Origin of the sequence: Enterobacter asburiae (genome assembly GCF_024599655.1) — a bacterium.
Classification (GTDB): Bacteria; Pseudomonadota; Gammaproteobacteria; order Enterobacterales; family Enterobacteriaceae; genus Enterobacter; species Enterobacter asburiae_D.
This window is the reverse complement of the sequence record NZ_CP102247.1, coordinates 3,862,246-3,877,250: the sequence shown is the minus strand read 5'-3', so window position 1 is coordinate 3,877,250 and position 15,005 is coordinate 3,862,246. Positions and strand designations below refer to the sequence as shown.

Below are 15,005 nucleotides of genomic sequence, written 5' to 3'. Positions count from 1 at the left end.
GTGACGCGTGCTGGAACGTCTGTCATGGAAAAGGCTCGTCTTTGAACTGATCTTATGCTGTATTCCGGCCTTCCTACTGGGGGCCTTTCTTGGACACCTGCCGTGGTTTCTGCTGGCGTCGGTCACCGGGCTGCTGATCTGGCATTTCTGGAACCTGCTGCGCCTCTCGTGGTGGCTGTGGGTTGACCGAAGTATGACGCCGCCGCCGGGAAGCGGCAGCTGGGAGCCGCTGCTGTACGGTCTGCATCAGATGCAGATGCGTAATAAAAAGCGTCGCCGCGAGCTGGGAAGCCTGATTAAGCGTTTTCGCAGCGGTGCAGAGTCGCTGCCGGATGCCGTTATTCTAACGACCGAAGAAGGGACAATCTTCTGGTGTAACGGCCTTGCGCAACAGCTGCTGGGCCTGCGCTGGCCCGACGATAATGGTCAGAATATCCTCAACCTTCTGCGCTATCCCGAGTTCACGCAGTATCTGAAAACGCGTGATTTTACCCGCCCGCATAATCTGAAGCTCAATAACGGTCGCCATCTGGAAATCCGCGTGATGCCCTACAGCGATAAACAGTGGCTGATGGTGGCGCGCGATGTCACCCAGATGCACCAGCTGGAAGGGGCGCGTCGCAACTTCTTCGCCAACGTCAGTCACGAACTGCGTACCCCGTTGACCGTGCTTCAGGGCTACCTGGAGATGATGCAGGAGCAAACGCTTGAAGGCGCGCCGCGTGAAAAAGCGCTGCACACCATGCGCGAGCAAACGCACCGGATGGAAGGGCTGGTGAAGCAGCTGCTGACGCTATCGAAGATTGAAGCGGCGCCAACGCTTGCGCTAAATGAGACCATTGATGTCCCGATGATGCTGCGGGTCGTTGAGCGTGAAGCGCAGACGTTAAGCCACAAAAAGCATCACCTGACCTTTGAGGTCGACAATACGCTGAAGGTGCTGGGCAGCGAAGATGAACTGCGTAGCGCCATTTCCAACCTGGTGTATAACGCGGTGAATCATACGCCGGAGGGGACGAATATCGTGGTGCGCTGGCACCATGCCCCAACGGGGGCGGAGTTTAGCGTGGAAGACGACGGGCCGGGGCTCGCGCCTGAGCATATTCCTCGCCTGACTGAGCGCTTTTACCGTGTGGATAAAGCGCGATCCCGGCAGACAGGCGGAAGCGGCCTGGGGCTGGCGATTGTTAAACACGCGGTGAATCACCATGAAAGCCGTCTCGATATTCAGAGTACGCTGGGTAAAGGAACCCGTTTCAGCTTCGTGATCCCGGAACGATTAATTGCCAAAAAGATCGCCTGACGGCAGGTGTGTCATTTTACCTTTCCACGGGTCAGCGTCTGCTGGCCCGTTTGCTTTGCAGTCAAGCGAAACGCGGATGAATTATATACGGCTGACTGTTTTTTGTTCGCATGATTAGCCATGGGTTTTTCTTATAAATAGCGTATTATTCTAACCTGTATTTTCATGATGGCATATTGTTCTGGTTTTGCGATCCCACCTTGCCTTTAAACGTTATAAGCGTTTAAATTGCGCCCCAGATACTGTCAGACCGACTGTATTTGCGTGGTAAATCGAAAAACTATTCTTCTCCACGCCAGGACGGGAGCATTTCCCGCTGAAATTGAGCAAATTTTCGGCTGTATCGTCCCGTCAGGGAAATCGAAAATCTCAATGTTTTCAACACCACATCCACAGGCAGTAAGGTTTTATGACCCATCACTTAAAATCGCGTGACATCATCGCGCTGGGCTTTATGACATTTGCGCTGTTCGTTGGCGCAGGCAACATCATTTTCCCTCCAATGGTTGGCCTTCAGGCGGGTGAACACGTCTGGACCGCCGCGTTTGGTTTCCTGATTACTGCCGTGGGTCTGCCGGTTCTGACCGTCGTCGCGCTGGCGAAAGTCGGCGGCGGCGTGGATAGTCTCAGCACCCCGATCGGCAAAGTGGCGGGCGTTCTGCTGGCAACCGTCTGCTATCTCGCCGTTGGCCCGCTGTTTGCGACCCCGCGTACGGCAACCGTGTCCTTCGAAGTGGGTATTGCTCCCCTGACCGGTGACGGTGCGATGCCGCTGTTTATCTACAGCCTGATCTACTTCGCGATCGTGATTCTGGTTTCCCTCTATCCGGGCAAGCTGCTGGATACCGTGGGTAACTTCCTGGCTCCGCTGAAAATTGTGGCGCTGATTGTTCTGGCTGTAGCGGCCATCGTCTGGCCAGCAGGCCCGATTAGCGACGCGATGGACGCCTATAAAAATGCCGCGTTCTCTAACGGCTTTGTGAACGGCTACCTGACGATGGATACGCTGGGCGCGATGGTGTTTGGTATCGTTATCGTTAACGCCGCGCGTTCCCGCGGTGTGACCGAAGCGCGTCTGCTGACCCGCTATACCATCTGGGCTGGCCTGATGGCCGGTGTGGGGCTGACGCTGCTGTATCTGGCACTGTTCCGTCTGGGTTCCGACAGCGCCATGCTGGTCGATCAGAACGCCAACGGTGCGGCTATCCTGCACTCCTACGTTCAGCACACCTTCGGCGGTGCGGGCAGTATGCTGCTGGCGGCGCTCATCTTCCTGGCCTGTCTGGTCACCGCGGTTGGCCTGACCTGCGCCTGCGCAGAGTTCTTTGCGCAGTATCTGCCGCTCTCTTACCGCACCCTGGTGTTTATCCTCGGCATCTTCTCTATGGCGGTGTCCAACCTCGGTCTGAGCCACCTGATTCAGGTCTCTATTCCGGTGCTGACGGCGATTTACCCGCCGTGTATTGTGCTGGTGGTGCTGAGCTTTACTCGCCCTTGGTGGAACAACTCTTCACGAATTATTGCGCCAGCCATGTTTATCAGCCTGATTTTTGGTATCCTTGACGGGATTAAAGCATCAGCTTTCGCGCACATACTGCCGGCATGGACACAGCGTCTGCCGCTGTCCGAGCAGGGGCTGGCCTGGCTGATGCCTACCGTTGTTGCACTGGTTCTGGCCATTATCTGGGACCGTGCTGCAGGGCGTCAGGTCGCATCGAACGCTCATTAATCAACGGCAACAAACTGTTTAACCACGGGGCTTAAGGCCCCGTGGTTTTTTGTTTTTTTCGTGTTGAATGGCAAGATTTAAATGGAAAGCACTAACAAACTTAAACGTGGATTGAGCACGCGCCACATCCGCTTTATGGCGCTGGGCTCTGCTATCGGCACCGGTCTTTTTTATGGCTCGGCAGATGCCATCAAAATGGCCGGTCCCAGCGTTCTGCTGGCGTACATTATCGGCGGCGTGGCGGCGTATATCATCATGCGCGCCCTCGGCGAAATGTCGGTTCACAACCCGTCCGCCAGCTCCTTCTCCCGCTACGCGCAGGAAAACCTCGGCCCGCTGGCCGGGTTTATCACCGGCTGGACCTACTGCTTTGAAATCCTGATTGTGGCGATTGCCGACGTGACCGCGTTTGGCATCTATATGGGCGTCTGGTTCCCGGCGGTGCCGCACTGGATTTGGGTGCTGAGCGTGGTGCTGATCATCTGCGCCGTCAACCTGATGAGCGTGAAGGTGTTTGGCGAGCTGGAGTTCTGGTTCTCCTTCTTCAAGGTCGCCACCATTATCATCATGATCGTGGCCGGTTTCGGCATTATCATCTGGGGAATTGGCAACGGCGGGCAGCCGACCGGCATCCATAACCTCTGGAGCAACGGGGGCTTCTTCAGTAACGGCTGGCTCGGGATGGTGATGTCGCTGCAGATGGTGATGTTTGCCTACGGCGGCATCGAGATTATCGGTATCACCGCCGGGGAAGCGAAAGATCCAGAGAAGTCCATTCCGCGCGCCATCAACTCGGTGCCGATGCGTATTCTGGTGTTCTACGTGGGTACGCTGTTCGTGATCATGTCCATCTACCCGTGGAATCAGGTGGGTACCAACGGTAGCCCGTTTGTTCTGACCTTCCAGCATATGGGCATTGCCTTTGCGGCCAGCATTCTTAACTTTGTGGTGCTGACCGCGTCGCTTTCCGCGATCAACAGTGACGTCTTTGGCGTGGGCCGTATGCTCCACGGCATGGCGGAGCAGGGCAGCGCGCCGAAGGTGTTCGCCAAAACCTCACGCCGCGGCACGCCGTGGGTGACCGTCGTGGTCATGACCGTGGCGCTGCTGTTCTCGGTTTACCTGAACTACATCATGCCGGAGAACGTCTTCCTGGTGATTGCATCGCTGGCGACCTTCGCGACGGTGTGGGTGTGGATCATGATCCTGCTGTCGCAGATTGCCTTCCGCCGTCGTCTGTCGCCGGAAGAGGCGAAAGCGCTGAAGTTTAAAGTACCGGGCGGCGTTGCGACGACCGTCGTCGGGCTGATCTTCCTGGTGTTTATCATTGGGCTGATTGGCTACCATCCGGATACCCGCATTTCCCTGTACGTTGGGTGTGCGTGGATCGTTCTGCTGCTGATCGGCTGGGTGTTTAAGTGCCGCCGCGACCGCCAGTTGGCGGAAGCACAGTAACATTTGTATTTCCTGTTCCATGGAAGGGGATTGCCGGGCAATTTTTTAACCTGAAGCGATGCATGTAGTTTCCGGAAAATGAATGGCTTACAGCGATGCCCTGGTCCGGCTGTAAATCGCCGAAGCGTTTCCGTAAGGCCGGGGCGAGGCGCACGGATGCGCCGAGAGGGCGTGGCCTGCAGGGATGCAGGCTCATGCCCGACCCGATAGCCTGAAGGAATAAGCTGAGGGCACCGCGAAGCGGCGATTTACCGCCGGGAGCCCGGGTCGCCAGGGTGGTGGCGATTGAGCCACCCTGGCACGTTCACCGGTCACGTCATTACAGAGTAGCAAGAAACATAAAGTGAACGGAATGACCACTACAGCCGTATGTTCCCCCTCACCCCAGCCCTCTCCCTCAAGGGAGAGGGGGCCGTCCGTGCAGGCATAATTACCTCCTCCCCCGTCCTCCTCCCCCAATAAATCACGTCATGGTGAGCTATCCTTAACCACCCTGTGGCAAGGTGACGTCAATTTCATCAAAGGGGATTCGTGATGTTAAATGCCTGGCACCTTCCGGTTGCCCCATTTGTTAAGCAAAACAAAGACAACCTTGTGATTACGCTCTGGCTGGCGGGGGAAAATCAGCCTGAACGCGTGACGCTCCGCGCCGAAATAGATAACGAAGAGACCGGGCTGAAAATGCACAAGCTGCGCAGCCAGCCGCAGCCGGGGATCACGGCGTGGCGAGCGAATATCGACCTGAACAGCGGACAGCCGCGTCGCCGTTATAGCTTCAAACTGCTGTGGAATAACCGCCAGCTGTGGTTTACCCCGCAGGGGTTTAGCCGTTTCCCGCCCGCACGGCTGGAGCAGTTTGCGGTCGATTATCCGGATAACGGCCCGCAGTGGGTTAACGATCAGGTCTTTTATCAGATTTTCCCGGACCGTTTTGCGCGCAGCGAAAAGCGTACCGCGCAGCAGGATAAGGTTTATCACCACCATGCGGCGGGCCATGACATTATCCTGAAAGCGTGGGACGAGCCGTTAACCGCGCAGGCTGGCGGCTCGACGTTTTACGGCGGCGATCTCGACGGCATCAGCGAAAAGCTGCCGTACCTGAAAAAGCTCGGCGTGACGGCGCTCTATCTCAACCCCGTATTTAAAGCCCCGAGCGTGCACAAATACGATACCGAAGATTATCGCCACGTTGACGCGCAGTTTGGCGGTGACGAGGCGCTGCTGCGCCTGCGCAAGAACACCCAAAACGAAGGCATGCGCCTGATTCTGGACGGCGTGTTCAACCATAGCGGAGATTCGCACGCCTGGTTTGACCGCCATAATCAGTCGATGGGCGGGGCATGTCATAACCCGGACTCGCCGCAGCGCGACTGGTACAGTTTTAACGAGGAGGGCCGCGCGCTGGACTGGCTGGGGTATGCCAGCCTGCCGAAGCTGGATTTCCAGTCGCCAACGCTCGTGAATGAAATCTACGGCGGCGAAGACAGCATCGTGCGCCACTGGCTGAAGGCGCCGTGGAATATGGACGGCTGGCGTCTGGACGTGGTGCATATGCTCGGTGAAGCGGGCGGGGCGCGGAATAACCTTCAGCACGTCGCCGGGATCGCGCGCTCGGCGAAAGCGGCTCAGCCGGAGGCGTTCGTCTTTGGCGAGCACTTTGGCGACGCGCGCCAGTGGCTGCAGAACGATGCGGAAGATGCGGCGATGAACTATCGCGGCTTTACCTTCCCGCTGTGGGGATTCCTCGCTAACACCGATATCTCCTACGATCCGAATCATATCGACGCTGAAACCTGCATGGCGTGGATGGAGAACTATCGCGCCGGTCTGTCTCATCAGCAGCAGCTGCGGATGTTCAACCAGCTCGATAGCCACGACACCGCCCGCTTTAAATCCCTGCTCGGCAAGGATGTGGCGCGTCTGCCGCTCGCGGTGACCTGGCTCTTCACCTGGCCGGGCGTGCCGTGCATTTATTACGGCGACGAAGTGGGGCTGGACGGTAACAACGATCCTTTCTGCCGCAAAACCTTCCCGTGGGAGCCAGCGAAACAGGACAAGGTGCTGTTCAGCCTGTATCAGCGGCTGGCGAAGCTGCGTAAGCAGAGTCTCGCCCTGCGCTACGGCGGCTGTCAGGTGGTGTACGCCCACGATAACGTGGTGGTGTTTGCTCGCGTCTATAACCAGCAGCGCGTGCTGGTGGCGATTAACCGGGGCGAAGCCTGCGAAGTGGTGCTGGATGATTCACCGCTGCTGAAGGTGGCGATGTGGAAGAATAAAGAGGGCAAGGCAACGATACAGGATGGCGTGCTGGCGCTGCCTGCGGTTTCCGCGACGATCTGGTCCGGCAGCTAAGACCTGCTAATGTTTCCACCTTTTAAGATGGCGCAAATGCAACTGTTTGTGTCAATCTTAACGGATCGTTTACGGTGAAGGTGGAAACATGGACGAGCTTTACATCCTTGGCTGTTTGTTCCTGGTTTTTGCGCTGGTGGTGGCACCCGTGCTTGCGGTTATAGGCTTTAATCGAAGTACGGCGGCGCGACAGGAGATCGCCCGGCTACGCCAGCGCATTGAGGCGCTTGAGCAGCGCGGCGTGCCTGAAAGCGCGCCGGAGCCGGTGCAGACCACCGCGCCGGTGGCTGTGACCGCGCCTGCGGTTGAGGACGCTCCCGCGCCTGTCGACCCCTGGCGCCCCGATACGCCCGCTGCCGTTGCAGATCCCGCTCCGGCCCCGGTGCCTGCGGAAAAACAGCCTTCTGCCTTTGGCGGCATACTGACGTCGCTGGTGCGCTGGTTTATGCAGGGTAACCCGCTGGCGAAGCTTGGGATCCTGCTGCTCTTCCTCGGTCTTTCATTCCTGCTGCGTTATACCGTGGAACATTCCCTGTTCCCGCTTGAGTTGCGCCTCGTGGCAACGGCGCTGTTTGCCATCGTTCTGCTGGCGGTCGGGTGGCGGCTGCGGCACAGGCAGCGTGTCTATGCGCTAATCCTCCAGGGCGGGGCGACCGGCGTGCTCTACCTGACGGTGTTTGGCGCATTCCGGCTCTGGCAAATGCTGCCGATGACGCTGGCTTTTGCGCTTCTGGTGGTGATATGCGCGGCAAGCGTCGGGCTGGCGGTGCTGCAGAAGGCGCTGAGCCTCGCCATGCTGGCAAGCCTCGGCGGGTATCTTGCGCCGCTGCTCTTATCTACCGGGGGCGGCAGCTTTGTGGCGCTGTTCTCTTTCTATCTCCTGCTTTCCATCGGCATTCTCGCTATCAGCATCTGGCAGCACTGGCGCGAGCTGAACCTGCTCGGGCTGCTGTTTACGTTCGGCGTGGGCGGCCTGTGGGGGCTGAATGACTACCAGCCTGAAGACTATTGGGTCTGCCAGCTGTTCCTGATTGCCAATACGCTGATATTCGGCGTGCTGAGCGTGGCGCTGTCGCTGCGGGCGCAGGAGAAAGGGAAGCAGATTATCGACGGCGTGCTGCTGTTTGCCCCGCCGCTGATCGGTTTCGGGATGCAGTACGGCATGACCCGGCACTGGGAATATGGCCCGGCCCTGAGCGCGCTGGGATACGGCGCATTTTATCTTACCCTCGCGTTCCTTGCGCTGCGGCGCTATCCCTCCATCGGACGACCGCTGGTCCTGGCGGCGCTGGCCATCGGCGGCGGGTTCGCGACGCTCTCCATTCCGCTGGCGCTGTCGGCGCGCTGGACGGCGATGGCCTGGGCGCTGGAAGGGCTGGGTATCCTCTGGCTGGGCGTGCAGCAGAACCAGCGTCGCATGAGCTATAGCGGGACGGCGCTGCTGGTGCTGGCGCTCGGCAGCGCGCTGTGGGCGCAGACAAACGGCGTTACGTCGTTGAGCCTGCTGCTGATCTTCACCATCCTCAGCCTTTGCTGGCTGGCTGCGGCCTGGCTGTGGCGGACTCTCTTCCTGCTGGTCAGCCGGGCGCTGCTGGCCGGTGGTCTGCTGTTCTGGCTCGTGGCGCTATTGGGCGCATCGCGGCTGGTGCTGACGCAGGAATTACCGATTCTGGCGGGCGTGCTGGCGCTGACGGCGGCATCGGTCTGGGGCTGGCGGCAGGTGGCTGCTCGTCTGGCGTGGCGGGAGCTGGATGCCAGCAAATGGCTGCTGTGGCCGATTATGCTGCTGATGGTGGGGTATCAGCTCTGGCACCAGCAGATCGTTGCCGCCGGGTGGTCAAATCTGGCCTGGTGCGTTGCGCTTCCTGGCGCGCTGATGCTGCTTCGGCGCGACGGTGAAAGACTCCTGCCGCGCATCGCGATGGGGCTGCATTTGTCGCTGTTCTGGATGATTTTGCTGGCGCTGGCCGCTGAGCTTTACTGGTTTGCCCGGTCGTTGCCGTGGGGCATGGCGGCCTGGGGCAGCGGTTTAGCGATGGCAGCAGGCGGCGGGGTAATTATGGGGCTCTCTGCGGCCGTACGGCGTCGCGGGTGGCCGTTCCGGGAGTGGCCTGCGCTCTACGCCTGCCTGGCACCGATCCCCGTGGTCGTGGCGCTGCTGGTATTGCTGGTGGTGACCAATTTCCAGGACGGCGTGGTCTATCGTCAGACCTGGCTGCCGCTGGTAAACCCGCTTGAGGAAGGCGCGGCGTTCGCGCTGCTGGGGCTGGTCGTCTTTTATCGGGCTGTGGATCGCTACTACCCGGCGTGGCTCTCGCAGGCCCGACCGTGGCCTGCCGTCGCGATTATGGCGTTTGGCTTCTGGTGGCTGAACGGTGCGCTGATGCGCGCCCTGGCCTGGTACGGCGACGTGGCCTGGAATATGGCATCGCTGTGGGATTCGCGGCTTATCCAGACCAGCTTTGCCCTGTTCTGGATGCTGAGCGCGCTGGTGGTCATGATCCATGCCACCCGTCGGGCTTCGCGGCAGGAGTGGCTCTGCGGTGCCGCGCTGCTGGGCGTGGTGATGGTTAAACTGATGCTGGTGGACAGCGCGGGTGGAGGCGGTTTGTCCCGCGCAGTGGCGTTTATCGGCGTGGCGATACTGGTTCTGATCGTGGGGTATTTCTCACCGCTACCGCCCAAAACAGGAGATGAAAAATGAAATGGATGAAAGCGGTAGCCTGTACCGCGCTGCTGGCGCTTTCCGGCCCGGCGTTTTGCGAAGAGGGACAAACGGAATCGCCCCGGGACTATGCTTTTGGTCTTTCCCTCGATACGTCTGTTCCTTCCCAGTGGTATCGGGTGATGCTGCCGCTCGCCGTCTATGAGCAAAGCACGTCGCCGGATCTGCATGATGTCCGCGTCTTTAACCAGTCGGGCGAGCCGGTTCCCTTCAGCCTGGTCAGCGCGACGCGCCCGCAGGTGCCAGCGCAATCCACCGCGCTGCGCCTCTTCCCGCTGGACGCCTCGCCGCTTGCGGCTTCGCAAGGATCCGGTGATAGCGATAAGATCCTGCTTCGTTCCCGAAACGGCGTTGAGATTGTGCTGGAGGGGCAAAAAGCCGCCGCAGCCGGGCAACATTATCTGCTGACCCTGCCGGAGCAGGCGACGGGGGAGATGGCCATATCCCAGCTGCAGCTGCTCTGGAATTCCCCTCAGACGCCGTGGCAGGGAACGGCGTCGGTCTATTACAGTGAGGATCTTAAGCGCTGGTATACCCTGCGTGAGGATATGCCCTTGCTGGATGTCGTCAGCGGCCAGGATCGTCTTAAGCTCGATCGGATCGATACCGATACGGTTTTATCTCCCGATGCGAATCGTTATCTCATGGTGGTGCTGAACGCGCAGAGCCAGGGGATAACCTTGACCGGCGTAAACGCCATCAGCGCACCTGCCCAGGCGGCCCCGGAAGCGGTCGATCTTGAGGGGGAAGGGGAGCAGCTATCGGCAAGCGAAGCGCAGTGGCACTGGGCGCGCCCGCAGCCGCTGAGTGCTGTCAGCCTCTCACTGAATGGCGATGGCGTCCTCCCCGTGGAGATAGCGTGGCGGAGTACGGAAAAAGACGCATGGCATCCCCTGAAGAAAGAGGTTCTTTACCGTCTTGAGGGTAAAACGTCGCCACCGGTTTCGCTTAACGGCGGCCTGGTGCAGGCAGTGAAAATCACGACGCTGAATGCGCGTCTGCCAGAATACCTGCCGAGCGTCACGGGACATCGCGACCGCTACGATCTGGTGTTCAACGCGCAGGGGAAAGCGCCGTACGTGCTCGCCTGGGGCAACGGCGCCGCAAAGCCTGCCAGCGTGGAGCCAGGCATGCTGATCCCGGCCGACCTGCGCAAGACCTATGATGTGGCAAACCTGCCTCAGGCCGACATTCTGGATAATGTCGCATTAGGCGGCGAGGGGCGTCTGACCGCTACCTCTGCGGCCGAGCGGGAGAGCAGGATGAACACGCTGCTGGTATGGGGCGTGCTGATTGCGGGCGTGATTCTGCTGGCGGGCATGGCCTGGCGCATCTGGCGAGAGACGCAGCGTAAGGCATAAAAAAAGGCCCGCATAAGCGGGCCTTTTTCGTAAACCGTGCCGATTACAGGCTGGATACGTTCTCAGACAGGTATTTCGCCACGCCGTCTGGAGACGCGTTCATGCCTTCTTTACCTTTTTCCCACTGAGCCGGGCACACTTCGCCGTGCTCTTCGTGGAACTGCAGCGCGTCGACCATGCGCAGCATTTCGTCGATGTTACGACCCAGCGGCAGATCGTTCACAACCTGGTGACGAACGATGCCGTTTGCGTCGATCAGGAAGGAACCACGCAGCGCAACGCCAGCGTCCGGATGTTCGATACCGTAAGCCTGCTGGATTTCGCGTTTGATGTCCGCAACCATTGCGTATTTCACCGCACCGATGCCGCCTTTGTCGACAGGGGTGTTACGCCATGCGTTGTGTACAAATTCAGAGTCGAAGGAGACGCCAACAACTTCTACGCCACGCTTCTGGAATTCTTCATAACGTTTGTCGAATGCGATCAGCTCAGACGGGCAAACGAAAGTGAAGTCCATTGGCCAGAAGAACAGAACGGTCGCTTTACCGTTGGTGTGCTGTTTGAAGTTGAAGTTTTCAACGATTTCACCGTTGCCCAGAACTGCTGCAGCTGTAAAATCCGGAGCCGGACGAGTTACCAGAACCATATGATTCTCCTGTAGATACTAAGGTTATTTGGAACGCAACGCGAGCCAGTATAGAGAGTGTTCAGGGATAAGACAAAGAGGTGGTGACAATCGTTCCGCCAGCTTTTACCTATCAATGCGAATTCTGTTACAGCTGTTTGTTTTTCGCCTGCGCCATCATGCGTGGATAGAATTGCCAGAATCGGGCCTCCAGCGCGTCGTAATGTTCATCCAGGTCATACCAGGAGTCGCGCAGCGCATCCAGCCGCGGGCGACGGCTTGCCATCCCGTTCAACACGTTCTGGATGAAGTCCATCTCGCGATAGCGCTCCAGCCAGCGTTCTGACCACAGATAGTTATTCAGGTTCACAAAGCGCGGCGGCGAGTCGGGCAGAATGATCGACACCTGCTGGCGGGCATAGCGCACAAAATCCGGCAAGGGCATCTCCGGCGACAGCTGTTCCCAGTGGCGCGACAGAAAGTGGTCCCACATCACGTCGAGCGTGATCGGCGCAACGCGGCGCGTTTCAGGGCGAAACCACGCTTTGGCTTCCGTCACTTCCGGCAGCTTATCCGTCAGCACGTCGATGCGGCGGTGCATGAAAATGCCGTCGACAACCTCAGGGGAATAGTCCTCAGCGGGGTTGCCGCGTACGAAATCGGCCAGCAAATTGCCGGACAGGGAGCTGTCAGCGAGGTGAGCGAGATGCAGGTGAGCGAGAAAATTCATGCGTTTTATTTGTCCGGGGCGGCTAGTTGTTGCAGCAAAAGGGTGTGAGCACTAGACTATGCCGCCTGTTTTTAAGTCACGAGTATACGTCATGCGCGTCGCCGATTTCTCCTTTGAACTACCTGAATCCCTGATTGCTCACTATCCCATGCCTGAGCGCAGCAGCTGTCGCTTACTGTCACTGGATGGGCCAACGGGCGAGCTGACGCACGGTACTTTCACCGATTTGCTCGACAAGCTCAACCCTGGCGATCTGCTGGTCTTTAACAATACCCGCGTGATCCCGGCGCGCCTGTTCGGTCGTAAAGCCAGCGGCGGCAAGATTGAAGTGCTGGTCGAACGTATGCTCGATGATAAACGTATTCTGGCACATATTCGCGCTTCTAAGGCGCCGAAGCCGGGCGCTGAACTGCTGCTGGGCGATGACGAGAGCATCAAAGCGACCATGACCGCGCGCCACGACGCGCTGTTTGAGGTGGCGTTCGACGACGAGCGCACGGTGCTCGATATCCTGAACGCCATCGGCCACATGCCGCTGCCCCCGTATATTGAGCGTCCGGACGAAGAGGCCGACCGCGAGCTGTATCAGACCGTCTACAGCCAGAAGCCTGGCGCCGTCGCTGCGCCGACCGCGGGCCTGCATTTTGATGAGCCGCTGCTGGAAAAACTGCGTGCGAAGGGCGTGGAGATGGCGTTCGTGACGCTGCACGTCGGCGCGGGGACCTTCCAGCCGGTGCGCGTGGACAGCATTGAAGATCACATCATGCACTCTGAGTATGCTGAAGTGCCTCAGGATGTGGTGGACGCGGTACTGGCGGCGAAAGCGCGCGGTAGCCGCGTCGTGGCGGTCGGTACGACGTCCGTGCGCTCACTCGAGAGCGCCGCGCAGGCGGCGAAAAACGATCTTATCGAGCCGTTCTTTGGCGATACGCAGATCTTTATCTACCCGGGCTATCAGTACAAAGTGATTGACGCGCTGGTGACCAACTTCCATCTGCCTGAATCAACGCTGATTATGCTGGTTTCCGCGTTTGCCGGTTATCAGCATACGATGAACGCCTACAAGTCTGCGGTAGAACAAAAATATCGCTTTTTTAGCTACGGGGACGCGATGTTTATCACGTACAATCCGCTGGCTTTGAATGAGCGTGTCGGGGAATAAGTCCGCGGCACCGTTTTACAACGTTGGACTGTTTTTCTGACGTCGGAGAAAAAATGAAATTTGAACTCGATACCACCGACGGTCGCGCGCGTCGCGGTCGCCTGGTGTTTGATCGCGGCGTGGTGGAAACCCCCGCGTTTATGCCTGTGGGCACGTACGGCACCGTAAAAGGGATGACGCCGGAAGAAGTCGAAGCCACTGGCGCACAGATTATCCTCGGCAACACCTTCCACCTGTGGCTGCGTCCGGGTCAGGAGATCATGAAGCTCCACGGTGACCTGCACGATTTCATGCAGTGGAAAGGCCCCATCCTGACCGACTCCGGCGGCTTCCAGGTCTTCAGCCTGGGCGATATCCGCAAGATCACCGAGCAGGGCGTACACTTCCGTAACCCGATCAACGGCGATCCGATTTTCCTCGATCCCGAAAAATCGATGGAGATCCAGTACGACCTCGGCTCTGACATCGTGATGATCTTCGACGAATGTACGCCGTACCCGGCGGACTGGGACTACGCAAAACGCTCTATGGAGATGTCCCTGCGCTGGGCGAAGCGTAGCCGTGACCGTTTTGACTCCCTGCAGAACAAAAATGCGCTGTTCGGCATTATCCAGGGCAGCGTTTACGAAGATTTACGCGATATCTCTGTTAAAGGTCTGGTAGAGATAGGTTTTGATGGCTACGCTGTCGGCGGTTTGGCTGTGGGTGAGCCGAAGGAAGACATGCACCGCATTCTGGAGCATGTTTGCCCGCAAATCCCTGCGGATAAACCACGATACCTGATGGGCGTGGGTAAACCAGAAGATCTGGTTGAAGGCGTACGCCGCGGCATTGATATGTTCGACTGCGTCATGCCAACCCGCAACGCGCGTAACGGCCATTTGTTCGTTACCGATGGCGTGGTGAAAATCCGTAACGCGAAGCATAAGAGTGACACCAGCCCGCTCGATTCCGAGTGCGATTGCTATACCTGTCGCAATTATTCTCGCGCGTATCTGCATCATCTCGATCGTTGCAACGAGATTTTGGGCGCGCGTCTCAATACCATTCATAATCTTCGTTATTATCAGCGCTTAATGGCTGGTTTACGTAAGGCTATCGAAGAGGGTAAATTAGAGAGCTTCGTGACCGATTTCTACCAACGTCAGGGCCGGGATGTCCCACCTTTGAACGTTGATTAATTTTAATAATGAGGGAATTTGAATGAGCTTTTTTATTTCTGATGCGGTAGCGGCAACAGGTGCTCCAGCGCAGGGCAGCCCGATGTCTCTGATTCTGATGCTGGTTGTGTTCGGTCTGATCTTCTACTTCATGATTCTGCGTCCACAGCAGAAGCGCACCAAAGAGCACAAAAACCTGATGAACTCCATCGCGAAAGGCGATGAAGTGCTGACTAACGGTGGTCTGGTGGGTCGCGTAACCAAAGTGGCTGAAAACGGCTACATTGCTATCGCCCTGAATGACACCACTGAAGTGGTTATCAAACGTGACTTCGTAGCTGCCGTTCTGCCGAAAGGCACCATGAAGGCGCTGTAATCCCAACTTTTCCCAAAGGGAACTGCC

11 protein-coding genes are annotated in these 15,005 nt (G+C 58.3%); 9 read left to right on the top strand and 2 right to left on the bottom strand.

The features are described from left to right. Nucleotides 1-7 precede the first annotated feature (7 nt). The 6 genes from phoR to NQ230_RS18475 all read left to right on the top strand — a co-directional run bounded on the left by phoR (nt 8) and on the right by NQ230_RS18475 (nt 10,925). Nucleotides 8-1,303 carry a phosphate regulon sensor histidine kinase PhoR gene (gene phoR, locus NQ230_RS18500; RefSeq protein ID WP_257258577.1) on the top strand — a complete coding sequence of 432 codons (1,296 nt, stop codon included), beginning with the start codon at nt 8-10 and terminating at the stop codon, nt 1,301-1,303. A 409-nt stretch (nt 1,304-1,712) separates the two neighbouring features. Continuing rightward, nucleotides 1,713-3,032, top strand: a complete 1,320-nt coding sequence (brnQ, locus tag NQ230_RS18495; RefSeq protein WP_257258575.1) for a branched-chain amino acid transporter carrier protein BrnQ — start codon at nt 1,713-1,715, stop codon at nt 3,030-3,032. An 81-nt stretch (nt 3,033-3,113) separates the two neighbouring features. Further along, entirely contained in the window at nt 3,114-4,487 is a 1,374-nt protein-coding gene (gene proY / locus NQ230_RS18490) for a proline-specific permease ProY (RefSeq protein ID WP_159515602.1), read from the top strand. A gap of 534 nt (nt 4,488-5,021) precedes the next feature. Beyond that, the gene (gene malZ / locus NQ230_RS18485) at nt 5,022-6,839 is read left to right on the top strand and encodes a maltodextrin glucosidase (RefSeq protein ID WP_257258570.1); all 1,818 of its coding nucleotides are present in this window, start codon (nt 5,022-5,024) and stop codon (nt 6,837-6,839) included. A gap of 88 nt (nt 6,840-6,927) precedes the next feature. Beyond that, nucleotides 6,928-9,543: a DUF2339 domain-containing protein gene (locus tag NQ230_RS18480; RefSeq protein ID WP_257258568.1), complete on the top strand. Its 2,616-nt coding sequence runs from the start codon at nt 6,928-6,930 to the stop codon at nt 9,541-9,543. After that, nucleotides 9,540-10,925, top strand: coding sequence for a DUF3999 domain-containing protein (locus tag NQ230_RS18475; RefSeq protein WP_257258566.1), 1,386 nt, complete (start codon nt 9,540-9,542; stop codon nt 10,923-10,925). Before NQ230_RS18480 ends, NQ230_RS18475 begins: the two co-directional genes overlap by 4 nt. Before the next feature lie 43 nt (nt 10,926-10,968). Here the strand turns inward: NQ230_RS18475 and NQ230_RS18470 are convergent, their stop codons facing one another. Together NQ230_RS18470 and acpH are read right to left on the bottom strand one after the other, a co-directional pair. Then, entirely contained in the window at nt 10,969-11,571 is a 603-nt protein-coding gene (locus NQ230_RS18470; protein WP_014168840.1) for a peroxiredoxin, read from the bottom strand. Between the two features lie 127 nt (nt 11,572-11,698). Then, the gene (acpH, locus tag NQ230_RS18465) at nt 11,699-12,280 is read right to left on the bottom strand and encodes an ACP phosphodiesterase (protein ID WP_257258564.1); all 582 of its coding nucleotides are present in this window, start codon (nt 12,278-12,280) and stop codon (nt 11,699-11,701) included. Nucleotides 12,281-12,371: 91 nt separating this feature from the next. Between acpH and queA the strand changes: the two genes are divergently transcribed. Genes queA through yajC form a run of 3 tightly spaced genes read left to right on the top strand, consistent with a single transcriptional unit; the run spans nt 12,372 to nt 14,978 of the window. Next, on the top strand, nt 12,372-13,442 hold the full coding sequence (gene queA, locus NQ230_RS18460) for a tRNA preQ1(34) S-adenosylmethionine ribosyltransferase-isomerase QueA (protein WP_032646148.1): 1,071 nt from the start codon (nt 12,372-12,374) through the stop codon (nt 13,440-13,442). 53 nt (nt 13,443-13,495) lie between these two features. After that, nucleotides 13,496-14,623: a tRNA guanosine(34) transglycosylase Tgt gene (tgt, locus tag NQ230_RS18455; protein ID WP_003859110.1), complete on the top strand. Its 1,128-nt coding sequence runs from the start codon at nt 13,496-13,498 to the stop codon at nt 14,621-14,623. Between the two features lie 22 nt (nt 14,624-14,645). Then, on the top strand, nt 14,646-14,978 hold the full coding sequence (yajC, locus tag NQ230_RS18450; protein WP_003859109.1) for a preprotein translocase subunit YajC: 333 nt from the start codon (nt 14,646-14,648) through the stop codon (nt 14,976-14,978). The last annotated feature ends 27 nt before the right edge of the window (nt 14,979-15,005 follow it).